Origin of the sequence: Bacillus multifaciens (assembly GCF_030756675.1) — a bacterium.
Taxonomy (GTDB): Bacteria; Bacillota; Bacilli; order Bacillales; family Bacillaceae_G; genus Bacillus_A; species Bacillus_A multifaciens.
In genome coordinates this window covers 42,496-67,292 of record NZ_JAVBXD010000020.1, presented here as the reverse complement: position 1 = coordinate 67,292, position 24,797 = coordinate 42,496, and the positions used below count along the sequence as shown (strand labels likewise).

Below are 24,797 nucleotides of genomic sequence, written 5' to 3'. Positions count from 1 at the left end.
CAAACAAAGGGAGAAGGAAAGTAGCAGGCTCCTTTTTCTGCATAGCAAAAATCTATATATCAAAATATAAAAATAGCTTTATATTGTTAAATAAAATTTGACTCGTAACATTATCAACTGTGTACACAATTTATTTACAGAAAAATTTCAAGCGTGCTATAGTCACACTAACAGTTTTAAGGAGGAGACATAGGATGAAGAGAAAAGATATCCATTTTAGAATATGTGAAGAATTGTTAGAAAGATTTGATGCAGCCTTAACATATGAAGATCTTAACAAAACAGAAGTATTAACGCATGCCATTCGAAATTTTTGCATACAAGTGGAATCTCAAAAATTGAATGATGTAAAACGTCAATATACAGTGAATGACCATTTACAAGTGCGAATCGATACACATCGGAGATATGAAGAAAAACAAGTAGATTTAGACCAAAGTGTAATCTCTCACTTACAATTAACTGGAACTGAGAAAATATTAGATATTGGCTGCGCGACTGGAAAATTTCTTATAACATTACAACGACAAGGACACCAAGGTCCGCTTACAGGACTAGATCAGTCCCCGGCTATGATTCAAGAAGCCAAAAAGAACAGCAAAAACACAAAGAAACCTATTGAATGGGTAGTTGGAAACGCAACAAAACTACCTTTTCCCGATAATTTTTATGACTGGATTGTTGCCCGTCACATGCTCTATCATGTGCCTAATATCGAAAAAACACTTCAAGGGTTTAAAAACATTATCCGGACAAATGGTAGATTTCTAGCTACAACAAATTCCAATGCATCATTACCGCGCATAGAAGACATGTGTAACCGAATGTTACTTGCATTTGAATTACCTGAAACGTCAAATGCAGCTAGTCCATTTTGTTTAGAAAACGGTAAAGAAATATTAAGTTCAGTTTTTCCCGTTGTTGAGGAAACCGTTATTCACAATTCACTACTTTTCTATGAAGCTCTACCTATTGTAAATTATATAGCAAGTATGTTCCCGTCATTAAATATACCAGATGATTTAAACTTACATACAGAAATAAAAAAATGGTTACAAGTTGAAATAGAACAGGATTTATTACATCATAACGGTATATGGCGCGATCCGAAGGCTGTAGCAATTTATCGTTGTAGAAAATAATTAAATGTGTTCTTCACTAGCAAAGCTGTCTTTTCTAGACAAAGACAGCTTTCTTTTTCAATCATATTATTATTCTTTCAACATACTTTCCATCATCACGTTTCTTTGTCCACGATAAAAATCACATTTATGTTCTGTATATCCCCCGCAATATTTAGCTACGGCAAGTCCAAAGTCAACAAATGCGTGTCCTTGCGCTGTAATAATATTTTTATGATGAACTATACCTTCGTATGTAAAATGAGTTTTAGAAAAACAATCTAACTTTCTATAATCTAATGTGACTGTATACGGTACATGTTGTAGAATACCCGCAGCTGCTAATACAAACGGCCCTCCGCATATTGCTGCAATTAACTTTTCTTTTTTATACAATTGACGTACAAGTTCAAATAATACTTCCGAATCTTTTACGTGTACTAAATCGCCACCTGGAATAATAATTCCTTCATAATCATCTACACATATCTCACTTAACTCATAATGTGGTTGTACTTGTAACCCTGTTTCACTTACAACAATCTCCTTTGTTAATCCAACTGTTTCAACTACATATGAATCTTTCAAAACAGCAGTAGCAACTGTAATTTCAAATTCCGCAAAAGTAGGATAAATTAAAACTAATATTTTCTTCTTCATTCCCCAGTCTCCTCCAACCATTTTACAAAATAGGATGCTACTTCCTCTACTGACTTTTCATCTACATTCAAATACGTAACTGGAAATTGTTCATACATTGAACCATTCGCCCTCTTTCATTTGAGTTTCATGAACTCAACCTTCTAAAGATTTATTAACAGCTTCAATAGCATGTATGAAAGTCGTATCAAATAGAGGAACACTAGAATCCTCTTGTTTTATTAATAACCCAATTTCTGTGCAGCCTAATATAATTCCCTCAGCTCCGTTATAAACTAAACGTTCAATTACTTTTTTGTAGTAATCTCTTGATTGTTGATACACTTTCCCTAAACAAAGTTCTTCATAAATCACTTTATTTACAATTTCTCTATCATTTTCATTTGGAACAATCACGTTTATACCATTTGACTCTAATCTAGATTTATAAAATTCTTGCTCCATTGTATATTTTGTTCCAAGTAAACCTACTGTGCTAATTCCTTCTTTTTTTACTTGATTAGCTGTAGCATTAGCAATATGCAAAATAGGAATATTGATTTTTTCTTTTATGTCATCTACAACCTTATGCATTGTATTTGTGCATATGACAATGAAATCAGCGCCACCTTTTTCTAATAAACAAGCAGCTTCACCCAATACTTCACCAGCTTGTTTCCAGTTATCCTTTGATTGATAACGTTCAATTTCTTCAAAGTCAACACTATATAAAAGACACTTTGCTGAATGCAATCCTCCTAATTTTCTTTTTACTTCTTCGTTAATAATCCGATAGTACTCTACAGTTGATTCCCAGCTCATTCCACCAATAAAGCCAATCGTTTTCATCATTTTCCTCCCTACAAAAAATCTTCCTAAATAATTATATAGAATTTTCAAAATTATAAGCAAGATACTTATTACCTTGTTTCCTGTTTCTATCTGTCTTATAATAAAAAACAGAGATTAATTTGAACTTATTTTTCCGCTATGTAAGCTTGGATGTCCAAGCTTACATTATTTTTTGCTTTTCCTTTTCTTTTAAAAGGAGTATACTATACAGGAACATACGTTCTTTTCAATACATACAGTAAGGAGTTTGAACAATGGTATACGACACAAAGGTACGATCATGGAATGAAACATTGAAACAATTACAAAAGCGTTATACTGGATTAGCAGTTGAAAATCGCAAGCACTTTGAAGACATTGAACTTATGACTTTCTTTCAAGACAACGAATATATTGCCCTTCCTACACACATTAGCGGCTTATCAGCAGCACGCTTTACTTCTTACTCTATTTTCACTAATGAAGACAAAGATCGCAAAGTTGGCACGCTTATCATTGAATATATAGAAGATGATAATGATATATTATCTGTTGAACAATTATACTTCGTTTAGCTCAGGGCGCTTGGCCATAATGGCCAAGCGTTCTTGATTTCTATCAATCTCACTGCTTATAATACTAGTAAAGGAAAACTGCTATATAAATACAAATTGAAAAACCGGCATAAAGCCCCCTTTCTTTTTAGGGAGGACGAGAGCATCTGGCCATGCATAGAAACGGTCAGTGCCCTTTCCTGCCACATGCGAAATTTAAAAGCAAAGGGAGAAAGCTAGTAGCGGTCCTGTTATGTTCTGTATAACAGCGATTTATATGTCGAGAAATAAAAATGGATTTATATAACATAAAGGAGGGGGATCTATTTGCTCGAAGGGTGGTTCAGTTGGTTTATTGTTACTTGGACTGTCATTTTACTAGGGCTGATGTCCATTGGTGGATATTTTATGTTCCGAAAATTCTTAAAACGATTACCAAAAGAAGATGGCATGTCTATTTTAGATTGGGAAGAACATTACATTAATAAGACACGACACTTATGGGATGAAGAGCAAAAACAATTATTAGAGGAACTTGTCAGTCCAGTCCCTGAACTTTTCCGCGATGTTGCAAAATCAAAAATTGCCGGTAAAATCGGAGAGTTAGCTTTAGAAGAGAAAGCATCCGAAATAACTGAAGATTTAATTATTAAAGGGTATATTGTAGCAACTCCAAAGCGAGATCATAAATTTTTAATTAAAAAGTTAAAAGAAAAGCAAATTGATTACACACGTTATCAATCGTTATTAGCAAAATAAAAAACCTCAAAAACATTTTGAGGTTTTTTACGTTAACTTCATATCTTTTTCATTATAAAAATCTTCTTGTTTTTTCATTTCCTTTTGCAATTTCGTAAAGGAACGATACATAGCAATGCGCCAAGATACAATCATTGCAAACGCAAGTAAGAAGAACATACCACTTAATTGTCCTACTTCAAGTGACTGACTTAAATATGATTTAAATGCAATACGTACAACAAGTAAACCGATTAAAATAAAGATAAACGCTTTCGAACGTATTAAGTAAACCTCATGTCCACGTATCTCAAATTTTGATGTTTTAATAAGAAAGATAGAAAAAATTAACCCTACAGCAATTGCTTCTAATATTTCTGATGTTGTTAAGCGAAATTCAGGAAGCAGATACATACATGCTCCTGTACTCATAAAGATTGGTGGAAGGACAATTTTTTTCAAAGTTGCTGGTTTCTTTGCTGCTTTCAAACGAATAAACATGACTCCAACAGCCATACAAACTGCCATAATACTTGATAAAAGAGCTAAATTCATTCGTACTCACCCTTTGTTTTGGAAATATCAAAAATGTAGTATCATTATATGTATTTCTGTTAGTATTTCCAACTTTTCAACAAAAAAACTAAAACCCTTTAAATCCACCAAATAAATCTGAGAAGAAGATTGTAATTTTTGTAAGGCCATTAAAATATAGTAATACACCCATCGCAATCATAATATAACCACCGATTGTAACGAACATTGCACTATGTTTTTTAATCCACGTCATTTTTGTAATAAAGAACGATAGAATAAAGAATGGAATTGCAAAACCAAGTATGTAAGCAATCATATATAACATTGCCGATTGCGGATTTGTTGCAGCAAGCGCAATAACCGATACTAAAATCGGTCCTGTACAAGGAGTCCATCCGGCAGCAAATGCAATTCCAATTAGTGTAGAGCCAAAATAACCACTCGGTCTGCTTTTAAATGTAATTTTGCGATCTTGCATTAAAAATGTTGGTTTAAATACCCCCGTTATAACGAGACCAAAAGCAACGATAAAAATCGCTCCTAATTGACGAATTAAATTTTGATAATCTACAAAAAACTTACCTATATAGCTTGTTCCAAAACCGATTGCAATAAAAATTATTGAAAATCCAATTAAGAAAAATGCAGTATGTAACATACTCCGTTTCCGAAGCATTGCATTCTCTTCCTTCAAATCAGATATAGACATTCCTGTTATATACGATAAAAATGCTGGATAAAGTGGTAAACAACAAGGGGAAATGAACGATAAAAAACCTGCTCCAAATGCTAAAAAGATATTAATGTCTTGCATATTATGCCTCCTTTCTTCTCAACTTATTGTAACAAAATTCAAGGCGAATACCATGAATAATTCGTGAACTTACTATTATCACTATGAATATATCGAAATCTTATTCTTCGTGTTTACATATAAGTCCTTTTTGATGTTCAAACATATAAACTGCTGTCATTCAGAACAAAACACTACAGCTACTGGCTTTTTCCCTTTGTTTTAGCTTTGCACGTGGCAGAAAAAGGCCTTGACCGCTTCTATACATGGCCAGATTCTCTCGACCACCCTAAAAAAAGATGGTTTTTTTGTCGTTTCTTCAATCTGTATTTATATAGTTACTTTGTTTATATTTCACTTCATTTACTATTAGAAAATATTTTTTTATTATGAAAGTTATATTCATATTTACCTTATATTCTCATGGAATTCGTTCTCTTTTTTCATCATTATGCATAAATATCATCATTTTATTATTATTCTATAAAATGTCACACTTTTCTTTCAGTTGACCCTCCATTTTTAATTTTGTATACTTCCATCTAGCTAAGTTTGTTCGTTTTTGAACAGGATTACCATATATATAAATCCAACTCGACTTTCTAATATACAAGTCGCCGCCATACTGAACAAAAAGTAACCTAATACTTTCTTCTTCTCTTTGTTTGAACATCGCATGTGGCAGAAAGAGACCCTGACCGCTTCTACGCATAGCCAGACGCTCAGGGCCATCTAAAAAGAAAAGGGGTTTATGTCAGGTTTTTAATTTGGATTTATATAGATAAGATCGGAGGGATATAGATGCTTCGTTATTCATTACTCGTTTTATTAGGAGCATGTAGTTACGGTATTTTAGCAATCTTTGTTAAATTTGCATACAGCGAAGGATATTCGCTTGGAGAAGTAATCGGAAGTCAATATTTGTTCGGATGGATCATTTTACTTGCGATTACATTATTATTTTCTAGACATCGTGTACCATTTAAACAAATGATTATTTTATTTATTGCAGGAACATCAGCTAGTTTAACTGGTATTTTTTATTACGCTTCATTACAAACGGTACCTGCTTCAATCGGTATTGTTTTACTATTTCAATTCGTTTGGATCGGCATTATCATTGAAGCAGTTGCAACGAAAACATTACCTTCTAGAGAAAAATTGATTTCTGTACTTTTCTTGCTTGTTGGAACGTTTCTTTCAAGTGGTTTACTTGAACAACCAGCAGGAGCAATTGACATGAAAGGAATTTTCTTCGGATTATTATCAGCGGTAGCATTTGCTTTTTATATTTTTGTGAGCGGAAGAGTAGCAGTAGAAGTCCCGCCATTGCCTCGTGGTGTAACGCTCATGGCAGGTGCATTAACATTAGTAATGATTGCTTTTCCACCAACATTTATATTTAACGGCACACTTACTAGTGGACTATGGAAATATGGATTAGCATTAGGAACATTTAGTATTGTCATTCCTACTATTACTTTTACAATCGGAATTCCTAAGATTGGTTCTGGTTTAGCAACAATTTTAGGTGCTGCTGAACTTCCAGTTACAACAATCATGTCAGTGCTTCTTTTAAAAGAAGCCGTACTGACTTCACAATGGCTTGGAGTTGCTCTTATTCTTATCGGGATTACCATTCCACAAATTGCTTATAAAATGCGCGGACGATACAGAAGGCAACATACACATAAAAAAGTGGCAGCATAACAAACCGGACTTCTTAGAGAAGTCCGGTTTTCATTTTCTGTTACCTTTCGACGTAACATCGCCGTTTTCATCGCATAATTTGCTTTTTCAATTGTTTAAAATATCGTCTTCTTAATAATAAAAAGTAACCTATATGAACGAGTAAAAATAACCCGATGACAATCAGTGAAGACCGAAGAATCGGTGTTGTAAATTGTGTTTGTAATGTTGTCAAGGCAACACTCGTATGCAAAACAGCTATAATGATCGGGACAAAGAATAACGCGCCCATTTGCACCGTTACAATTTGTTTCATTTCCTCTTCATCCATACCGAGTTTCAGTAGTGATTGATAATATTGTTTATCTGTTTCCAAATCGGTAAACAATCGGAAATACAAAAAGCTTACAGCAGATAAATAAAAAATAACTCCGACAAACAATCCAACAAACAAAATGATGCTCGTCAATTTTTTAATCTGATTATAAGTGATCACACGTGATGAAAATTCATACTGCCCTTTTTGATTCAGTTGGTTTTCTAACCGCTCTGCTATTTGCGTCGTCCCTTCCCAACTCTTTACTGTATATCCTGTATAACTCGCTGTTTTCTGCCCACCTGTAATCAGCTGGTCCATTTCATTGGAAACAATAAAAATCTTTCCAGGAAATACACCGCCTGAAAAAATATTCTGTTTTAACATAGAAGAAACATGAATTTGTTTTCCACTTTCTTGAAATGTTACATCTGATTCTTTAGAAGAATCCACAACACTACTTTCCATTCCAAAAGAAGGAACGCGAATCGCTTTATTTCCCTCTAATACCACCGTTTCATATCCGAGCCGCTTTGCAAATTTATTATAATGATCCTGACTTATGATTACTGCTTGCGAATCGTTAGAAATAGATTGAATTTTCAACTGTGCACTTACCTTTTTGAAAATAACATTTTCCTTTTGAAAAGTATCCTCAATCTCCTTTTCAAATTGTGCTTTCTGGCCTTGGTGTTCATTATATGTAATCAAACTAAATGCAAATGGAATGTTCTTCATCGACTCGCCCTTTTGCGTTTCTATAAAAGCAGCAAACGTTCCAATGGCACAAAAAGAAACTGTCGATACAATCGTTACCATAAAAAACATACGTGCATTATCTTTCATACGATATGCTAACATAGAAAATGATAATAAATTCGTTTTCTTCCAATAGATAGACTTCGATTTTTCAAAAAACTTTATGATAAATACACTAAGCTGCGAATATAAAAAATACGTGCCAATAATTACAATGGTTGCAACAGGAAGCAATAAAAATGCGACAGCGCCAGGCTTTGCTGTTAAAGATAACGTATATCCAATAGCTATTAAAGTTGCGGCTACTATAGATAAAAGAATAGAAGCTTTCGGTTCAGGTTTTGGCTTCTTATTCCCTTTTAATAACGCGATTACTTTTTTACTTTTCACAAATAAACTTGTTGTAAAAGCAACAAAGAAAAACAATGCTAAAAACACAACGGCTGTTAATTTCATTGCTTGCCATGGCATATAAAATGGCAAACTTCCCAATCCCATTACTGTACTTGCTAACAGAAAAAATAGCTTTCCAAATAAAAATCCGCAAGCAATACCGCTAATAAGAGCACTTATGCCAACTATCATATTTTCAAAGAAAATCATCCGTATTAATTGCCAATTTGTAATACCGTGAATAACAAAAATCCCAAACTCTTTATTCCTCATCTTTAAAAATGAACTAACAGAGTAGAAAATAAAGAAAAAAGAAAAGAAATAAATAATATACTCCGCAACAAGCATTCCTTGCCGAATAGCACCCTGTCCATCTATATCAGGATGATAAATAAATAAAGCATATAAAAAGAAAATCATAACTGAAAATGCACTACTTAAAAAATAAGCGGCATACGCACGTATATTTCGACTAACATTTTTAAACGCGAGTTGAGAAAATGTCATCTTCCTCCCCCTCCCACGTTTTTTGTACTTTCATAAAAATAGGTATCATCATGAGTATGACATCTCCTTCTTCTTTCTTATTTTTCACTATAATAAAAAAAGAAAAAGGAAAACATCGAACTTTCTTACATACATAGGTGCATTCTTACAGTTTTGTCATTTTTCTCGTCATTTTGTAAATTTGCTCATTTCATTGCTTCTTGCTATTCTCAAAAACTCTTGTAATTCTGGGTTAATATTTGCTTTTCGGTATGCAACGGCTAGTTCCGCAACAATTTTAGAATCACGTATTTCTTTGTAGACAACTTCTGATTGATATAATTTATTTGCAGACACTGGTATTACCGTTAGCCCAATTCCAGCAGCAACAAGTCCTATAACTGTTTGATATTCTGTCGCCTCTTGTACAATTTGCGGACTAAACCCTGCATCACGGCATAAAGAAAGAATATTATCATATAAAGTCGGCCATACATTTCGAGTTATGAAAACAAAAGATTCATTTTGCAAGTCTTCAATATATATTGCTTGTTTATTCGCAAGTGGATGTGCTTTCGGTAAACAAAGTGTACAAGGAAGATGTTGCATTGTTTCTAACTGTAATAATTGACTTGTAATTGGTGGACGCAACATCCCGACATCAATTCGACTATCATGAAGCGCATCTACTTGTTCTGGTGTAGACAATTCATGTAATACAACAGATACATTGGGAAATTTCTTGCGATATTCCCGAACAATTGGCGGCAAAATATCATACATCGCTGAACCAACAAACCCAATAGACAGCTCTCCAATTTCTCCTCTTTGCGCTCTCTGGGCAACTTCGACTGCCTTATCAATTTGTATAAAAGCTTTTTTCGCTTCTTTTAAAAACAATTCCCCTGCTTCTGTTAATTCTACTCTTCGTTTCGTTCTTGAAAATAATGTTACTCCCATCTCTTGTTCTAATTGTTGAATTTGTTGACTTAGCGGTGGCTGTGTCATCTGTAAACGAGCGGCTGCCCTACCAAAGTGAAGTTCTTCTGCTACAACAATAAAATATTGTAAATGCCGTAATTCCATATAGAACCCCCTTTTTTTATTAATATGTATAATAAATTAATAACATAAGAATTATATATTAGACAAATGTTTTTAATGAATTCCTACGGTAATATCCCTAAATATTTTTATTGATGGTATTAACAATTACAGTGGGTCTAATTATAAGTAAAAAAACGACATAACCCCAAGGACGAGAGCAACTGGCCGCGCATAGAAACGGTCAGAGCCTTTTCCTACTACATGCCAGATTTAAAACAAAAGAAAACGCATACAAAAAGCGTTTTCTCTTATTTCATTCGCTATTCAATTCGTTTATGTACATTTTCACATTTCTCGTCTCAATCATTTCCTAGTGAACACTAAATAGTCACACATCGATGCAACAACTCATAATCTTCCGGAAATGAGAGCGGAAGGTGTTGAAGTTCATCCAGTCGTTTCCACTCAATTTTATAAATTAATCCGTCTGGATCTTGAATTTTCCGTTCTCCCCCTACTATTTTCACAACATAATAGTGTACTTGCACAGGGACATTAAACGTAACACCTATTTTTTCATGTACCTTTTCAATAATTTCAATGCGATAGCCAGTTTCTTCCCATACTTCACGGATGCAGCACTCTTCTAGGGTTTCTCCATATTCTAATCCACCTGAAGGTACAGACCAAAATTTTTCTTCTTCTGGCTTTCCTTGTAGTACCATTAATACTTCATTATTATCATTAATACAAATTGCAGCTGCTCCAATCCAACGTTTCACTACTTTCCCCTCCCATACATACTATTCTGTATTTCACTTACTTTTCCCTCGAAAAAAGAGGAAAAAACTTATAATCTATCGAATATATCCAGCAACTTCATTGACAGCGCATTCCTAAAAACAGAAAGGAAGGATTCTGTGAAAATTTCTAAGTATGTTGTGGATTGTGTATTTTGTGAGAAAAATCGAGGAATAAGACAAGCAACTGTAACTATTGCTGCTTCTTCTAACACATTGGCAATTCAAAAAATAACAGAAGAATGTCAGCGACGTTTTGGGAAAGCATTATTATTAAAGACAGAAGTTATAAAAGAAGAGTTTATAGCAGAAACAACAAAAAGCTGACCAAAATGGTCAGCTTTTTGTTTTCCGATCATACACAGGGAAAACATTTTCGTTTTCTTTCCGTACATATATCACATGAAGATTAGGGGCATCCTCTATGAGATCGGAATCTTTCCATTATGTACGTTCCATAATGGATATCGAACAATATTTTCTGTATAATCTACAACAAACCATCCAGAAAAAGGGAAGTTTAGTTCGCATTTTTAGAAAAGGGATAGGGATATTACCGGTAATACATCAAACATTCGAACATTACATCTATTATAATATACTAATCTTCTTCATATCGGAAATATGTATTACATATATAATTAATATGTAATACATATTAATCTCTTATTCCTAAGATTAAAAACCCTCTCCTTTTAGCGGAAGACGAGAGCATCTGACCATGCATAGAAGTGGTCAGAGCCTTTTCCTGCCATGTGCTAGGTTTAAACCAAAGGGAGCGAGCAAGTGCAGGCCCTGTTTTATTCTGCATAGCAGCCATTTATATGTCTAGAGATAAAAATGGATTTACATATAACCATGTTATTTATACTTTTTTAAGAAAAAGCCTTCCAAACTTTGTTCTCACAAGGCTTGTTGAAGGCTTCCTTTATTCTGCAACAAATACATATTGTAATATAGCCCTTGTTGAGTCAGTAATTCTTGATGTGTTCCCCTTTCAACAATTTGTCCGTCATGCATTACAAAGATTTGATCCGCATCTTGAATTGTAGATAAGCGGTGTGCAATTGCGATAGTTGTTCTTCCTTTTCGCATATGCTGCAGTGCTGTTTGAATTGCTTCTTCTGTTTCTGTATCGATATTTGCCGTTGCTTCATCTAACACTAATACTTTCGGATTTGTTGCAATCGTTCTTGCAAACGCTACAAGCTGTCTTTGACCACTTGAAAACGCCGCTCCTCTCTCAACTACTTCTGTATCGTATTGATTTGGTAGCTGTTCAATAAATGTATTTGCCTGCACAAATTTTGCAGCCTCTTCTACTTCTTTATCTGTAATACTTTCATCATACATGCGTATGTTTTGCTTCACTGTTCCAGCAAATAAAAAAGCATCTTGTAATACAAGACCGATACGTTTTCGTATCTCCGTCTCTTGAAAGTTTTCTAACCGTGCCCCATCAATTACAATTTCCCCTTTATTGACATGGTAAAAGCGCATCAATAAGTTCATAATTGTACTTTTCCCACTACCTGTATGCCCAACGAAAGCAACGTTTTGCCCAGGTTTCACATGGAAAGACACATTTTTTAGCACATCACGTTTTCCATCATAAGAAAAGGTAACATCTTTAAACTCAATTTCCCCTTCCGTCATTATTGGGGCTGCATTACCTTGTTGCACTGGTGCTAAATCCTTTTCATCCATTAAATGAAACACACGTGATGAAGATACAAGCGCTTGCTGAAAGAAAGACAATTTCATCATCATTTCATTTACTGGTTCAAAGAAACGATGAATGTAGTTCACAAATGCATATAATACCCCCACTTCAACAGGGCTATGCATTGCATCAATCCCAAACAACGTGACCACCAATACAATTGCTAAAGTATGAACCAGATCGGTTGCTGGCCGCAATAACAAAGCATCTAACTTCAAATTGCGGCGCCCCGCTCCATAATGTTTTTTATTCACTTCTTCAAATTCTTTACGCATCCGTCTCTCTTGTCGGAATACTTGAATAATGTTCATCCCTTGAATCGATTCATTCAATTTTGCGTTTAAAATACTTAATTGATTGCGAAGTTCTAAATAAAAAACCGAGCTTTTCCGGCGATAAAGAGCCATGATGGCAATCATAATTGGAATAAGGAGTAATGAAAACAGTGCAAGCTTCACATCTAATAAAAACATAGATATTAAAATACCGATTAAAAATACAATATTCTTTACAAAGGTAGATAGTACACTTACAAAGAAATCTTTAATTGCTTCTGTGTCGTTCGTTATTCGCGAAACAAGCGTTCCAATCGGTGTACGATCAAAGAAGCTAAGCGATAAACTTTGTACATGTTCGTATACTTCTATGCGCAGATCTTGCACAATTTTGAAGGCTATATTTTGGAAATACAATAAATTTAAATACGTAAATAACACCTTTAATAAATGAAACACGACATAAACAATAAATAACGTTACTAACACATTTTGTTCAAAATTTTTTGGGACTAAGTGCTCATCGATAAATACCTTAATTAAAAAAGGCCCCATCATTTCTGCAACCGTTGCACCAACTAAAAATAAAAATGCAAAAGTGAGCAGTTTTTTATAAGGCTTCAAATATGATAATAGACGCCATAAATCACTTTTCTTTTTCCCTTGCATCATACTCCTCCTTTCTCAACTAGTGCTTCTAATTGCTGACTTTCGAACATGTCCTTATACCAACCATCTTGTTGCATTAAACTTTCATGCGTACCACGCTGCACAATCTTTCCATCATCAATAACAAGAATTAAATTTGCATGTTGAATCGCACTTAAGCGATGAGCTGTGATAATAGTCGTTTTATTTTGACGTTCACGTTTTAATGATGTCAAAATCGTTTCTTCTGTCTTTGCATCTACCGCTGATAAGCAGTCATCTAAAATTAAAATTTCAGCATTTGTTAATAATGCACGTGCAATCGAAATCCGCTGCTTTTGACCACCAGATAAAGAAACGCCGCGTTCACCAACTACCGTTTCATATCCTTCTGGAAATTTAGTAATATCTTCATGGATACATGCAATAGTAGCTGCATGTGCAATATTTTTATATGTAGCACTAGGTTTTCCAAATGCGATATTTTCACCAATACTTGCAGAAAATAAGAAATGATCTTGTGGTACATATGAAATGGAGGAACGAATAGCGTGTAATGTCAAATCCCGAATATCATTTCCCCCAACTCGTATGTTCCCATCAAAATGATCATATTCTCGAATTAAACATTTTAATAATGTCGTTTTCCCTGCTCCCGTACGTCCGACAATCCCTAAAGTTTCTCCTTTCCCTAAAGAAAAATGAATGTCTTGTAGATTTACTACTTCATTTTTCTTATATGAGAATGCGTCAATATCAAACTCGATGTCACCACTTGCTACTTCTTCACTTGCCCCTTCTCTATTCACCACATCAGACACTTGCATAAATAAATTTTGAATACGATCGTAAGACGCGCGGCCACGCTCCATAATATTAAATAGCCATCCAAACGCTAACATCGGCCATACGAGCGTACCTAAATAAGTAGTAAATGTTATAAGTTCTCCTATCGTAAGCTCTCCCCGAACAACCAATACAGAGCCGTAACATACTGCAATTAAAAAAGAAAAACCTACAATTAAAGAAATTGTTGGATCAAATAACGAATCAATGCGGGCAACGAGAATATTTTTCTGTACCACTTCTTCCGATTTATTACGAAATGATTGTAAATCTTCCTTTTCTTGACCAAGTGAACGAATTACCTTCATTCCACTCATACTTTCCTGAACTTTATCATTGATTTCTGAAAAAGCCTGCTGCGCTTTATGAAAGCGACGATGTAATAAAGTCCCATAATAATTTGTCGAGATTGCTACGATTGGCATTGGAATTAAACTGATCAGCGTTAATTTCCAACTAATTGTAAATCCCATTGCCAAAAGAACACATCCGCCAACTGTTAACGAATCAACAAGCGTTAATACTCCAGAACCAGCTGTTTGCTGTACCGCTTGAATATCATTCGTTGCGTGAGCCATTAAATCACCAGTCCGATGTTTTTGATAAAATGATGGACTCATATTCGTAAAGTGTTCATACAGTCTTCTGCGTAATTGACGAGCTAACTTTAAAGAAGATCCAAAAATCATCATTCGCCATGCATAACGCAAAATATACACGAATACTCCGGCACCAACTAAAATTGCTACCCATTGTAATAACTTCTGAGTCGTTAAAGAATGATTACTAATTTCATCAACAATGATCCCAATTATTTTAGGTGGGACGAGTTCAAGAAGAGCAACGCCTAACAATAAAAAACTCCCCATTATGTATGCTCGCTTCTCTTGTTTAAAAAACCATGCTAAGTCTAAAAAAACTTTCATTTTATACCTCCTATCCCAAATGAGCGATGTTTTCAGTTTATCAAAATTACTGAATTTTTTAAAGTTTAAAACATTTAAAGGAAGCAAAATGAAAGGGCACTCGTATAGGAGTGCCCTTTCTAGCGCTTATTTCAGTTGTTGTTTATTCATTGCGCTCATCATTTGATTGATTTTCTTTTGGGATGGTTTCTGTCCCATTTGCATCATCATCATTTTTAACATTTGTTCGTTAATTGGTGGATTTTTTTGTAAATAGTTCATCATATATTTGCGTGCGATAAAAAATCCTAATGCCACGCCTGCTACTAGTGCTAATACGCCCACTAGAACAACTACCCAAATTGACATATATTTTCCTCCTTCATGTTGTCTACCTTACAGTGTACTAAAACATTTTCAAGAAGACAAGATTGTATTCGACATTTTTTATATATAAGTACGCACTTGTTTGAGAGGATTTAACCATCCATACTGCTTACTCTCATAATCCATCGCAAGAAATGTCAATTCACATCTTCTAAGCACTTCAAAAATAGCTGTTTCTAGTTCAACATTTTCAGAAGTATGCATCCGGATATACTGTGATTTCATACGCACTTCTCCGTACGCATTTTCATTAGACACCATGTGCATATACCCATTTCTTTCGTATTTCCCATATGTCCGCAGCGCTTGTTCCATTTTATGATGTAATTTCATTACTTGTAAGGGCAACGTGATATACTTCATTTGTTTATACAACACTTTCTTTTCTGAAAGGGAACGAGACTGTGCAAAACGAGCAAACAAATCAAACAATAAAAACTCACGACCGAAATACGCCTTCGTAATATCTTCTCGAATTAAGTATAGTTCATACGTTCTCATATTTTCCCTCCCGCATTGGACAACTTTATTCCTTTCATTATATAGAAATAAATACGCAATGATTGTCTGACTGCGGAGAAAGAAAAAACTTTTTCTGTCGAATAAAGTGAAACTTCCATCATCAGTAAGATTTTACTATCTCAAACTAACGGGATCATTTCATTTACATAGAAAAATCCCTCCATGCTGGAGAGATTTTTCTAAAATCATTATAGCATTTCTTTTACTTTGCGAACAACGTTTTCTACAGTGAATCCGTATTCTTCCATAATCTTTTCACCAGGAGCAGAAGCACCGAATGTATCGATACCTAATACATCTCCTTCAAGACCAACGTAACGATGCCATCCGAAAGAAGCACCCATTTCAATCGCGAAACGTTTCGTTACTGCTTTTGGTAATACAGATTCTTTATATTCAGCTGATTGCGCTTCATAGCGATCCATAGACGGCATACTTACAACAGATGCATCAATACCATCTTTAGCTAATGCTGTTTGCGCTTCAATTGCTAAGCTTACTTCAGATCCAGCTGCAAGTAAGATTACATCAGAAGTAGTTTTCTTACTTGGAGAAATTACATATGCACCTTTAGCAACTTTTTCATACGTATCGTCTTTTGCACCTTCTAATGTTGGAAGATCTTGACGAGTTAAGATTAATGCAGTTGGTGTTTTTGTAGATTCTAACGCTAACTTCCAAGCTGCAACAGATTCGTTACCGTCAGCAGGACGAATAACATCTACATTTGGCATTGCACGAAGAGCTGCAAGCTGTTCGATTGGCTCATGCGTTGGTCCATCTTCTCCAACTGCGATACTATCATGCGTGAATACATATGTTACTGGCAGTTGCATTAACGCAGCAAGACGAATTGCTGGACGTAAGTAGTCAGAGAATACGAAGAACGTACCACCGTAAGTTTTTAAACCGCCATGAAGTGCGATACCGTTCATTGCTGCACCCATTGCGAACTCACGTACACCGTACCAAATATTTTTACCGCTATAGTCTTCTCTTGTGAAGTCTTTTTCTTTGTTCATATATGTTTTGTTAGAACCAGCAAGGTCTGCAGACCCACCAAAGAATGACGGTACAGATTCAGCAATTGCATTAATAATTTGTCCAGAAGATGAACGAGTTGCTGTTTTTGAACCGATTTCGTATGTTGGTAAGCTCTTATCCCAACCTTCTGGAAGAAGACCTTTCATTGCTGCTTGCAGTTCAGCCGCTAATTCTGGATACGCTTTCGCATACGCATCAAGCATGTTGTTCCACTCTGCTTGTGCTGATTCACCAGCATCTTGTACTGTTTTACGGAAGTTTTCATACACTTCTTCTGGTACATGGAAGTCTTGCTCAAATGCCCAAGCATATGTTTCTTTTGTTAACTTCGTTTCTTCTACGCCAAGCGGAGAACCATGTGAAGCTGATTTTCCAGATTTGTTTGGTGAACCAAATCCGATTGTTGTTCTTACTTCGATTAATGTTGGACGTTTTTCGTCAGCTTTTGCTTCTTCAAGCGCTTTCGCGATTGCCTCGATATCGTTTCCATCTTCAACACGGATTACTTGCCAGCCATATGCTTTATAACGATCTTCTACACTTTCAGAGAAAGAACGATTTAAATCGCCATCTAATGAAATATCATTAGAATCATAAAGCACAACTAGACGACCTAATCCTAAATGAGCTGCTAATGAAGATGCTTCAGCAGAAACGCCTTCCATTAAGTCTCCGTCACCGCAAATTGCGTATGTATTGTGATCAATAAGATTATACTCATCACGATTGTATTTCGCTGCTAAGTGTCTTTCAGCCATCGCCATACCTACAGCTGTTGCAATACCTTGTCCAAGTGGACCTGTTGTTGCGTCTACACCTGGTGTATGACCGAACTCAGGGTGACCTGGTGTTTTACTTCCCCATTGACGGAAGTTCTTTAAATCATCCATTGTTACATCATAACCAGCTAAATGCAGTAAGCTATATAGTAACATTGAACCATGACCTGCAGATAATACGAAACGATCACGGTTAAACCACGTTGGGTTCTTTGGATTATGTTTCATAAATTTCGTCCATAATGTATACGCCATTGGTGCTGCGCCCATCGGCATTCCTGGATGACCAGAGTTTGATTTTTCAATCGCATCAATGGATAATGTGCGAATCGTGTTGATAGAAAGTTGTTCGATTGAATGTGTCATGCTATTCTTCCCTTCGCTTATATTAAAGTAAACGTTTTACACCTTTATATGATAGCTTTCCTTGCAAGATTATACAACATGTATCGACAAATATGTTGATGTTTTTTCGTATTTGTTCAAAAAAACGTACTATTTTCCACAATGTATAGGGTTTCAATCCGCTATACTTTTTTCATTTTTTACATTCCAAAGTTTATCTTATACCTTTCTTTATTACTTGCCATTGATAATTCCTCATTAGCTTTAAACATTCTGTCTGAAATGATACAAATATTTTAGATAATTTAAATTCCGAAATGTAAAATATATCCTTTTTCACTTCTCACTTTATAAAATAACGTGACTAAAGATTGTAATTGCGCGCAAAGAATATCTCGATTGAAAGAGAGTTTTTCATATTCACCATTCGGATCATCTGTACTATAAGTCCATTGAAATGCCCCTGTAAGTTCAATCGTTTCAGGTGCTAATGAAAACAAATTAATTAGTGAACGAAATAAATTTACTGCTATATTTGCTCCTTCTTTCTCAATTTTAGTGATGCCATGATAATGAAGACCAAATCCATTCTCTCTTCTAGAAGGGTTATAAGTTGGAATCCAACGCAAGAAATCTAGTATATATAAAATAAACTCATCACTTAAAATGACGTATTCTTCAACAGCTGTACCGTCTTTATAAGAAAACTCCATGTCATTCCAAGAAAAATCTTTAGAACTTAACTCTCCTTTTTCATGTGAAACAAATACAAATTCATGTTGTAACGCCATAATAACCCCCCTTTCTCTTCTTATTTTATTATACTCTCTTTCTTCGCTCATGGTTTAGAACACAATATTTGTGTAATAATTAACAGCCTCACAACTACACACTCCACCTTTTTCGTGAAATACGAAAAAGGCCCTATTCTCCAAATGAAGAATAGAGCCTTTTAAATTACAAGCGTTCATTTTACTTCTTATTACGATCAGCATACACAGCCATTGTAACCTGCATAAACTTCGCTAATCCTTCACCGAATTGATCAATATTTTTTGTAAATCGCTCATCATCGACATACATTTGTCCTAGACCTTTGAACGCATCTAATGAGTAATGACCAAAGTTCTGTAAATAGCGATACCATTCTTGAATTGCTTCTTGAGCCTGTTCTGATTCAGGAGAATCATGACGAAGTGTTGCAAGTTTTCTATAAATCGCATTATATTCTTCTTGTTTTTCTTTCGTCATGTTTGCTGCTGTTTTATTAGCCTTATCGACCGCTTCATTTCCCCATCTTTCACGCGCTTCTTGCTCATACGGATTTTTACTAAAATCAAAACCCTCAAATTTTTCTTTGTTTGTCATTTGAATTTCCCCTTTCGAGTATTGAATCGTCTTATCAATTGTCGCAATCACTTTATCTAATCTAGAACGCTTCTCAAGCAACATTTTACGATGTAAAACAAGCGCCTCTTTTCGATCAAATGACGGTTTATTGATAATTTCTTTAATTTTCTTTAAAGGGAAGCCAAGTTCTTTAAAAAATAGAATTTGTTGCAAAGTCTCCAGATTATCATCAGAATAAAGGCGATAACCAGATTCGGTTGTCTCCTCTGGGGTTAATAACCCAATTTCATCATAATGATGCAGCGTACGCACACTAATACCGACTAAATCTGCTACTTCTTTCACTTTCATTGTCATTGTTTCGCCCTCCCTTAGTTCATACAATAAAGTATAACGTAACGTGAGAGTCAACATGAAAAGAAAAAAATTTCTAAAGCAGCAGTTGCATATATGTTTAATTCAAATGTAGATAATACATATGTAAACAAACTGTGCTATGACTTACGAATGGATTATATAAAAAGAAGGTTGATAACATTGAATCAAAATAACATTGTAAATGTAAATATTTTATTAACGAGTGATATTCATGGTGCGGTTTATCCGATACATTATCAAAATAACGAAAAGGCAGAACTAGGACTAGCAAAGGTTGCAACGCAAATTGCACAGGAACGTGCCAATAATGACCATGTACTCGTAATTGATAACGGTGACTTCATACAAGGAACCCCGTTTACTTATTACTACGCCAAATATATGCGAAATGAAGAAAATCCAATGTCGATTATCGCCAATCATATCGGTTATGATGCAGCGATTATTGGAAATCACGAATTTAACTACGGAATGGACGTATTAAACAAAGCTGTAGCTTATGCAAATATGCCTTATCTAGCTGCTAATATTATGAATAAACAAACTAAGAAACCTTACTTTGGGAAGCCATATATAATTAAACATATACATCCAGATATAAAAATTGCTGTTTTAGGAGTAACAACGCACTACATTCCGAATTGGGAACAGCCGCATCATATTAAAGATTTACTATTTGAAAATGCATTAGAAGCGACAAGGCAATGGGTAACCTATATTCATGAACAGGAACAACCACATGTTTTAATCGTAGCCTACCACGGCGGTTTTGAATGCGATTTACAAACTGGAGAACCAACAGAGATTTTAACAGGGGAAAATCAAGGATATGCAATGTGTCAAGAAATTGAAGGAATTGATATATTATTAACTGGGCATCAACATCGCTATATTGCTCATGAAAAGGTAAATAGTGTAACAGTTTTACAAACTGGATCCAACGGCCGTTCATTAGGGAAAGTTCATGTTACTTTAATAAAGAAACAAAATCAATGGATGATAAAAGAATGTTATTCTGAACTACTGCCTATCGAAGGCATTCCAGCAGATAGGGCAGTACTTTCACTCGTATCAGCATATGAACAACAAACGCAAGAATGGTTAGATAAACCAATCGGCACCATTGCCGGTGATATGCTGATTCACGATGCGATGGAGACTCGCTTGCGAGATTGCGCCTTTATTGAATTTATAAACAAAGTACAGACGGATGTAACTGGAGCCAACATTTCTTGTACAAGTTTGTTTCATAATGAATCTTCCGGCTTTCCAAATGAAATTACAATGAGGGATATTGTTTCAAATTATATTTATCCAAATACATTAAAAGTTGTTCGTGTTACAGGAAAAGATATAAAAGAGGCACTTGAGTTAACTGCTGAATATTTCTCGTTAGATCCAGATGGAAATATCATTGTAAACCCTGCATATATCGAACCAAAACCGCAACATTATCATTACGATATGTGGGAAGGAATTTCATACATATTAAACATTTCAAAACCAGTTGGGGAAAGAGTTGTTTCCTTGCAATACGAAGAAGCTCCTCTTCACTTGGATCAAGAGTACGACGTTGTCATGAACAATTATCGGGCAAGTGGCGGTGGAAATTATGTTATGTTTCAAAATAAGCCCATAATAAAAGATATACAAATTGATATATCTGAGCTCATTGCAAATTACATATTAGAACGAAAAACGATCAAAGCGACGACTAATTATAATTGGAAAGTTGTTAAATAACGCATTTTCCTAACAAACTAGAAAAAGATGGGCTGCGCCCATCTTTTAATTTAACTTTGCTTGCTCTTGCTTTTTTAATTCTTTTAACTTCTTCGGCGTAACGTCCTTACCTTCTTCGTTAACGACTTTGATTGATTTCAATTCGTTTAACATATTTTGACGAAAACCTTTTAAATATTGTTCACGGAGCGATTGACGCTCACGTTGCTCTTCTTCTGTTAAACCTTCTGTTTTTGCTTTTTTCGCTAAGAAATTAATGCGTTCTATGAGTTCGTGACTTAGCATCTCGAATCCCCTTTCTACTAAAAACTGATTATTATCATACAATAGTTACTCTTGTTTATCAAGCGATTGCTTCGTATATTCCACATATCGGCGATGTACCGTCGCTTTTGAGACATTATGCCCAAAACCACGGAGCGTTGCTGCAATTTCTTCAAATGTTAACTCATTACGGCGCAGACGAGCAATCTCTTCAATAGGTACTTCCTTTTTCTCACGACCTGTGCTTAAATGTCGATTCTTTAAGTTTTTTTCAGGACGAAAGCCATTTTCTACAGCTCGCTTCATTCCTCGTTTAATCTTTAAATTATGAATCTTTCTCTGGTATTCTTCTACTATACCAATAATATCAAGCACCATTGAATCGGAATCAGAAAGCTGTAATTCGCCATTATGTGCATGTGTATATACTTTTACACCTTCTTTATTCAAACAATGCATTAAAGCGATTTTTGCATTCCCTCTCCCAAGACGCGTTTCATCTTGAATAAGGAGCACATCAACATGTTCATCACGAATGACATCTAGCACTTCTAAAATCCCATCACGTTCGATACTATATCCGCTCGCCTTCTCCTCTACTACTCTTACAACATTCATTTCATACTGCTTAGCTAAATGCAATAACTCATCCTTTTGACGTGTTAACGATGTTTCCTGCGCTTCTTTTGTTGTACTCACACGTGCATAAATAATCGCATTCATTCCATACCCTCTTCTCTATCTCACTTTTTACATCTTAGTGTAACATAATTCCAGCTTTTGTTCGAACTTACGTTTGTAGAATAGATTCTTGCATGTTATAATAAAAACAAGAAATTTTGTAGAAAACGAGGTGTGAAAAAATATGGAGAAGTTAACGAAACGACAACAAGACATTCTCGACTTCATTAAACAAAAAGTACAAGAAAAAGGTTATCCACCTTCCGTACGTGAAATCGGTCAAGCAGTCGGCCTTGCTTCTAGCTCTACTGTGCACGGACATTTATCTCGCTTAGAGGAAAAAGGATACATTCGCCGCGATCCTACAAAACCGAGAGCAATTGAAATTTTAGGAGACGACAGTATCCAAGGTGATACGCAACCAGTCGTTCACGTACCGATTGTCGGAAAAGTTACAGCGGGCTTACCAATTACAGCAGTTGAAAGTGTAGAAGAACATTTTCCACTTCCAGCGAATCTCGTTTCAGGTTCAGATCAAGTATTTATGTTACGCATTTCTGGAGACAGTATGATTGAAGCAGGTATTTTTGACGGGGACTTAGTTGTTGTTCGCCAGCAGCAATCTGCATACAATGGTGAAATCGTTGTTGCTTTAACAGAAGATAATGAAGCTACGGTAAAACGTTTTTACAAAGAAAAAGATCATTTCCGCTTACAGCCAGAAAACTCTTCTTTAGAACCTATTATTTTGGATAACGTTTCTGTTATTGGAAAAGTAATTGGTGTATATCGCCATTTACATTAAAAAAACAGACCAAATTTGGTCTGTTTTTTTAATTCGCCTCGATTTTTACAGAGCCTGCTGCTGTTTCCCCGCTAATCTGCACCTTTCCGTTACCTATCGTAATTTCTTTATTTTCTTTTCCAAAAATCTTTACCTCTCCTGCATGAGAAGATCCTTTCACAACAGCATCTTTCGGCATTTCCTGCAACTGAATACTAACATCGCCTGCTGCCGAATCCGCCTCAATACTATACTCTGGATTATGCTGCGTTACCTCTACACTTCCTGCCGCCACCTCTGCATGCACTTTCCCTTCTACTTTATAAAGAACAATATTTCCCGCACTAGATGACACTTTTACATTCTGCGCTTTCATTTCCTTCATTTCAACATCGCCCGCTGCTGAATGCGCAAGTATATCTCCACTTTGAATATTTTGCACGTGAATCGTTCCTGCTGCCGTCTCTGCTTCAATTTTATTGTATACACGTTCAGGCACAACAACTGTTAAGCTCTCATCTTTCAAGTCAAATGGTGAAAAAGAAAAGTCAAATATATGTTTCTTTTTTGATTTCACTTCCACTTGTAGCATTTCACCGTTCTCATTTATATCTAACTTTCGCTTTTCCTGATTGCCGCTATACCGAACTTCAAATAAATCAGTCTTACCTTTTTCAATCACAACATCTCCAACATCTGTGTCAACATGAATGTTTTTAATTTGCTCATTTTTAAATTGTTTCTGTTCCAATTTCTTTGTTTCTGCTGATCCATTTGCAGTTTTCATAAAAAAGACTGAACTTGTAAAAAATAAACCGATTCCTCCAATTGCAATACAAATAATTGCTAGCAACACCATTTTTCTCATCTTCTCTACTCCCCTTTAATTACTTTTAAATTCCAAATGGCGTACTTAACAAAAAGCGTTTTAAACCAAATCGTACAATAATACGCGGCAATCCCTAAAAGTAAACCAATACCAAAGAGTATAATAGCGACAAATACATCGGATAAAATAAAAATTTGGGCAAAAACAATTTTTGTTAACAGAAGGATTGGTGAGAAAACACATACAGCACTTACTATCCAAAGTGATAAAATAAGACTCGCAATTGCTATGAGCGGTCCTAGCACAACAACTAAGTTAAAAAAACTAAGTCCAATAATTGCTACAATTGCTCTTGCTATGTTAGAAGGAGTTGGATTATGCTTCACCAGCTCTAAGTGATGAGACGCTAACGTTTCCTTAGCTATTGCTTTCGGAGAACCGAGCGCTTTTATAATTTCTTCCTCCGTTTTTCCCTCTTCTATTCCGAATTGAAAATGTTCCTCGTAATCATATAAAATGTCGTTTCGTTCTTCTTCTGGTAGTTTCCTAAGGTGTTCTGATAATTCTTGAAAAAATTTCTCTTTAGTCATT

Annotated in this window: 25 protein-coding genes; 7 read left to right on the top strand and 18 right to left on the bottom strand. The window is 35.2% G+C overall.

The window, feature by feature from the left end:
• Positions 1–194 precede the first annotated feature (194 nt).
• Positions 195–1,142, top strand: a complete 948-nt coding sequence (locus Q9306_RS14015) for a class I SAM-dependent methyltransferase (RefSeq protein WP_306199415.1) — start codon at positions 195–197, stop codon at positions 1,140–1,142.
• A 69-nt stretch (positions 1,143–1,211) separates the two neighbouring features.
• Here the strand turns inward: Q9306_RS14015 and Q9306_RS14010 are convergent, their stop codons facing one another.
• A complete protein-coding gene (locus tag Q9306_RS14010; protein WP_306199413.1) occupies positions 1,212–1,781 on the bottom strand; it encodes a DJ-1/PfpI family protein in 570 nt (189 codons plus the stop codon).
• 135 nt (positions 1,782–1,916) lie between these two features.
• Entirely contained in the window at positions 1,917–2,609 is a 693-nt protein-coding gene (locus Q9306_RS14005) for an aspartate/glutamate racemase family protein (RefSeq protein ID WP_306199411.1), read from the bottom strand.
• A 257-nt stretch (positions 2,610–2,866) separates the two neighbouring features.
• Between Q9306_RS14005 and Q9306_RS14000 the strand changes: the two genes are divergently transcribed.
• Complete coding sequence (locus Q9306_RS14000) at positions 2,867–3,166, top strand: hypothetical protein (protein WP_306199409.1); 300 nt, start codon at positions 2,867–2,869, stop codon at positions 3,164–3,166.
• Positions 3,167–3,472: 306 nt separating this feature from the next.
• Positions 3,473–3,904, top strand: coding sequence for a DUF2621 domain-containing protein (locus Q9306_RS13995; RefSeq protein ID WP_306199407.1), 432 nt, complete (start codon positions 3,473–3,475; stop codon positions 3,902–3,904).
• Between the two features lie 27 nt (positions 3,905–3,931).
• On the opposite strand, the gene Q9306_RS13990 is transcribed toward Q9306_RS13995, so the two are convergent.
• Together Q9306_RS13990 and Q9306_RS13985 are read right to left on the bottom strand one after the other, a co-directional pair.
• Complete coding sequence (locus Q9306_RS13990; protein ID WP_306199405.1) at positions 3,932–4,438, bottom strand: CcdC family protein; 507 nt, start codon at positions 4,436–4,438, stop codon at positions 3,932–3,934.
• A gap of 88 nt (positions 4,439–4,526) precedes the next feature.
• Positions 4,527–5,234, bottom strand: coding sequence for a cytochrome c biogenesis CcdA family protein (locus Q9306_RS13985; protein ID WP_306199403.1), 708 nt, complete (start codon positions 5,232–5,234; stop codon positions 4,527–4,529).
• Between the two features lie 780 nt (positions 5,235–6,014).
• On the opposite strand from Q9306_RS13985, the gene Q9306_RS13980 reads away from it, so the two are divergent.
• A complete protein-coding gene (locus Q9306_RS13980; RefSeq protein ID WP_306199401.1) occupies positions 6,015–6,923 on the top strand; it encodes an EamA family transporter in 909 nt (302 codons plus the stop codon).
• Between the two features lie 67 nt (positions 6,924–6,990).
• Here Q9306_RS13980 and Q9306_RS13975 read toward each other — a convergent pair whose 3' ends face one another.
• From Q9306_RS13975 to Q9306_RS13965, 3 genes are all read right to left on the bottom strand, one after another.
• Positions 6,991–8,877 (bottom strand): FtsX-like permease family protein, encoded by a 1,887-nt coding sequence (locus tag Q9306_RS13975; RefSeq protein ID WP_306199399.1) that lies wholly within the window; start codon positions 8,875–8,877, stop codon positions 6,991–6,993.
• A gap of 168 nt (positions 8,878–9,045) precedes the next feature.
• Positions 9,046–9,942 (bottom strand): acetoin biosynthesis transcriptional regulator AlsR, encoded by an 897-nt coding sequence (alsR, locus tag Q9306_RS13970; RefSeq protein ID WP_306199397.1) that lies wholly within the window; start codon positions 9,940–9,942, stop codon positions 9,046–9,048.
• A gap of 341 nt (positions 9,943–10,283) precedes the next feature.
• Positions 10,284–10,685, bottom strand: a complete 402-nt coding sequence (locus tag Q9306_RS13965; protein WP_306199395.1) for an NUDIX hydrolase — start codon at positions 10,683–10,685, stop codon at positions 10,284–10,286.
• Between the two features lie 138 nt (positions 10,686–10,823).
• Here Q9306_RS13965 and Q9306_RS13960 point away from each other — a divergent pair, with 138 nt between their 5' ends.
• Positions 10,824–11,030 carry a DUF3903 domain-containing protein gene (locus tag Q9306_RS13960; protein ID WP_306199393.1) on the top strand — a complete coding sequence of 69 codons (207 nt, stop codon included), beginning with the start codon at positions 10,824–10,826 and terminating at the stop codon, positions 11,028–11,030.
• A 576-nt stretch (positions 11,031–11,606) separates the two neighbouring features.
• On the opposite strand, the gene Q9306_RS13955 is transcribed toward Q9306_RS13960, so the two are convergent.
• The 7 genes from Q9306_RS13955 to Q9306_RS13925 all read right to left on the bottom strand — a co-directional run bounded on the left by Q9306_RS13955 (position 11,607) and on the right by Q9306_RS13925 (position 19,884).
• Positions 11,607–13,370, bottom strand: coding sequence for an ABC transporter ATP-binding protein (locus Q9306_RS13955; protein WP_306199391.1), 1,764 nt, complete (start codon positions 13,368–13,370; stop codon positions 11,607–11,609).
• Positions 13,370–15,121, bottom strand: a complete 1,752-nt coding sequence (locus Q9306_RS13950; RefSeq protein WP_306199389.1) for an ABC transporter transmembrane domain-containing protein — start codon at positions 15,119–15,121, stop codon at positions 13,370–13,372. Before Q9306_RS13950 ends, Q9306_RS13955 begins: the two co-directional genes overlap by 1 nt.
• Positions 15,122–15,247: 126 nt before the next feature.
• A complete protein-coding gene (locus Q9306_RS13945) occupies positions 15,248–15,469 on the bottom strand; it encodes a YneF family protein (protein WP_098309636.1) in 222 nt (73 codons plus the stop codon).
• A gap of 78 nt (positions 15,470–15,547) precedes the next feature.
• Entirely contained in the window at positions 15,548–15,988 is a 441-nt protein-coding gene (sirA, locus tag Q9306_RS13940; RefSeq protein WP_306199386.1) for a sporulation inhibitor of replication protein SirA, read from the bottom strand.
• Between the two features lie 209 nt (positions 15,989–16,197).
• Positions 16,198–18,198: a transketolase gene (tkt, locus tag Q9306_RS13935; RefSeq protein ID WP_306199384.1), complete on the bottom strand. Its 2,001-nt coding sequence runs from the start codon at positions 18,196–18,198 to the stop codon at positions 16,198–16,200.
• Between the two features lie 284 nt (positions 18,199–18,482).
• Positions 18,483–18,968 carry a coproporphyrinogen III oxidase gene (locus tag Q9306_RS13930; RefSeq protein WP_306199382.1) on the bottom strand — a complete coding sequence of 162 codons (486 nt, stop codon included), beginning with the start codon at positions 18,966–18,968 and terminating at the stop codon, positions 18,483–18,485.
• 181 nt (positions 18,969–19,149) lie between these two features.
• The gene (locus Q9306_RS13925; protein ID WP_306199380.1) at positions 19,150–19,884 is read right to left on the bottom strand and encodes a MerR family transcriptional regulator; all 735 of its coding nucleotides are present in this window, start codon (positions 19,882–19,884) and stop codon (positions 19,150–19,152) included.
• A gap of 150 nt (positions 19,885–20,034) precedes the next feature.
• Between Q9306_RS13925 and Q9306_RS13920 the strand changes: the two genes are divergently transcribed.
• Positions 20,035–21,648 carry a bifunctional metallophosphatase/5'-nucleotidase gene (locus Q9306_RS13920; RefSeq protein ID WP_306199446.1) on the top strand — a complete coding sequence of 538 codons (1,614 nt, stop codon included), beginning with the start codon at positions 20,035–20,037 and terminating at the stop codon, positions 21,646–21,648.
• Positions 21,649–21,693: 45 nt separating this feature from the next.
• Here Q9306_RS13920 and Q9306_RS13915 read toward each other — a convergent pair whose 3' ends face one another.
• Together Q9306_RS13915 and Q9306_RS13910 are read right to left on the bottom strand one after the other, a co-directional pair.
• Positions 21,694–21,933: a DUF896 domain-containing protein gene (locus Q9306_RS13915; RefSeq protein ID WP_306199378.1), complete on the bottom strand. Its 240-nt coding sequence runs from the start codon at positions 21,931–21,933 to the stop codon at positions 21,694–21,696.
• Between the two features lie 45 nt (positions 21,934–21,978).
• Complete coding sequence (locus Q9306_RS13910) at positions 21,979–22,635, bottom strand: YneB family resolvase-like protein (protein ID WP_306199376.1); 657 nt, start codon at positions 22,633–22,635, stop codon at positions 21,979–21,981.
• Between the two features lie 142 nt (positions 22,636–22,777).
• On the opposite strand from Q9306_RS13910, the gene lexA reads away from it, so the two are divergent.
• Positions 22,778–23,398, top strand: a complete 621-nt coding sequence (lexA, locus tag Q9306_RS13905; protein WP_306199374.1) for a transcriptional repressor LexA — start codon at positions 22,778–22,780, stop codon at positions 23,396–23,398.
• 28 nt (positions 23,399–23,426) lie between these two features.
• On the opposite strand, the gene Q9306_RS13900 is transcribed toward lexA, so the two are convergent.
• Together Q9306_RS13900 and Q9306_RS13895 are read right to left on the bottom strand one after the other, a co-directional pair.
• Positions 23,427–24,245 (bottom strand): DUF4097 family beta strand repeat-containing protein, encoded by an 819-nt coding sequence (locus Q9306_RS13900; RefSeq protein ID WP_306199373.1) that lies wholly within the window; start codon positions 24,243–24,245, stop codon positions 23,427–23,429.
• 5 nt (positions 24,246–24,250) lie between these two features.
• Positions 24,251–24,796: an HAAS signaling domain-containing protein gene (locus tag Q9306_RS13895; protein WP_306199371.1), complete on the bottom strand. Its 546-nt coding sequence runs from the start codon at positions 24,794–24,796 to the stop codon at positions 24,251–24,253.
• Between the last annotated feature and the right edge of the window lies 1 nt (position 24,797).

Bases quoted from the DNA above. Each gene is read 5' to 3' on its own strand.
- Q9306_RS14015 (WP_306199415.1), top strand. From the start codon at position 195: ATGAAGAGAAAAGATATCCATTTTAGAATATGTGAAGAATTGTTAGAA.
- Q9306_RS14010 (WP_306199413.1), bottom strand. From the start codon at position 1,781: ATGAAGAAGAAAATATTAGTTTTAATTTATCCTACTTTTGCGGAATTT.
- Q9306_RS14005 (WP_306199411.1), bottom strand. From the start codon at position 2,609: ATGAAAACGATTGGCTTTATTGGTGGAATGAGCTGGGAATCAACTGTA.
- Q9306_RS14000 (WP_306199409.1), top strand. From the start codon at position 2,867: ATGGTATACGACACAAAGGTACGATCATGGAATGAAACATTGAAACAA.
- Q9306_RS13990 (WP_306199405.1), bottom strand. From the start codon at position 4,438: ATGAATTTAGCTCTTTTATCAAGTATTATGGCAGTTTGTATGGCTGTT.
- Q9306_RS13985 (WP_306199403.1), bottom strand. From the start codon at position 5,234: ATGCAAGACATTAATATCTTTTTAGCATTTGGAGCAGGTTTTTTATCG.
- Q9306_RS13980 (WP_306199401.1), top strand. From the start codon at position 6,015: ATGCTTCGTTATTCATTACTCGTTTTATTAGGAGCATGTAGTTACGGT.
- Q9306_RS13975 (WP_306199399.1), bottom strand. From the start codon at position 8,877: ATGACATTTTCTCAACTCGCGTTTAAAAATGTTAGTCGAAATATACGT.
- alsR (WP_306199397.1), bottom strand. From the start codon at position 9,942: ATGGAATTACGGCATTTACAATATTTTATTGTTGTAGCAGAAGAACTT.
- Q9306_RS13955 (WP_306199391.1), bottom strand. From the start codon at position 13,370: ATGCAAGGGAAAAAGAAAAGTGATTTATGGCGTCTATTATCATATTTG.
- Q9306_RS13950 (WP_306199389.1), bottom strand. From the start codon at position 15,121: ATGAAAGTTTTTTTAGACTTAGCATGGTTTTTTAAACAAGAGAAGCGA.
- Q9306_RS13945 (WP_098309636.1), bottom strand. From the start codon at position 15,469: ATGTCAATTTGGGTAGTTGTTCTAGTGGGCGTATTAGCACTAGTAGCA.
- sirA (WP_306199386.1), bottom strand. From the start codon at position 15,988: ATGAGAACGTATGAACTATACTTAATTCGAGAAGATATTACGAAGGCG.
- tkt (WP_306199384.1), bottom strand. From the start codon at position 18,198: ATGACACATTCAATCGAACAACTTTCTATCAACACGATTCGCACATTA.
- Q9306_RS13930 (WP_306199382.1), bottom strand. From the start codon at position 18,968: ATGGCGTTACAACATGAATTTGTATTTGTTTCACATGAAAAAGGAGAG.
- Q9306_RS13925 (WP_306199380.1), bottom strand. From the start codon at position 19,884: ATGACAATGAAAGTGAAAGAAGTAGCAGATTTAGTCGGTATTAGTGTG.
- Q9306_RS13920 (WP_306199446.1), top strand. From the start codon at position 20,035: ATGGATTATATAAAAAGAAGGTTGATAACATTGAATCAAAATAACATT.
- Q9306_RS13915 (WP_306199378.1), bottom strand. From the start codon at position 21,933: ATGCTAAGTCACGAACTCATAGAACGCATTAATTTCTTAGCGAAAAAA.
- Q9306_RS13910 (WP_306199376.1), bottom strand. From the start codon at position 22,635: ATGAATGCGATTATTTATGCACGTGTGAGTACAACAAAAGAAGCGCAG.
- lexA (WP_306199374.1), top strand. From the start codon at position 22,778: ATGGAGAAGTTAACGAAACGACAACAAGACATTCTCGACTTCATTAAA.
- Q9306_RS13900 (WP_306199373.1), bottom strand. From the start codon at position 24,245: ATGAGAAAAATGGTGTTGCTAGCAATTATTTGTATTGCAATTGGAGGA.
- Q9306_RS13895 (WP_306199371.1), bottom strand. From the start codon at position 24,796: ATGACTAAAGAGAAATTTTTTCAAGAATTATCAGAACACCTTAGGAAA.